1 protein-coding gene is annotated in these 213 nt (G+C 56.3%); it reads left to right on the top strand.

Annotated elements, in window-relative coordinates; translation table 11 throughout:
* A partial coding sequence (locus HJY11_RS14565) for a hypothetical protein (protein ID WP_208076565.1) occupies positions 1-213 on the top strand: 213 nt, incomplete at both ends.

The raw sequence follows: 213 nt of genomic DNA, 5'->3' as shown, positions 1-213 counted from the left end.
GGCGGTTTTGCCGGCGAGGCGCTGCGTGCCCATTTGGTGGAAGCCGAGGTAAGCTCTCCGCTGCTCGACCTGGTGCTTTTCATCGTGAATGCGTTGCTCAAGGTGCTCTATATTCCTGGGCTTGAAGACCTCGGCCTTATCAACTTGGGTGATTGGCTTGGCATCGGCAAGATTTTCGATCTTAAGGTGCTCGCCGATGGCGATGCGGTGTAC

This window comes from Bittarella massiliensis (ex Durand et al. 2017), from assembly GCF_017566145.1.
GTDB lineage: Bacteria > Bacillota > Clostridia > Oscillospirales > Ruminococcaceae > Bittarella > Bittarella massiliensis_A.
The sequence above is the reverse complement of the archived record's forward strand: the minus strand, read 5'-3'. Positions and strand labels throughout refer to the sequence as shown.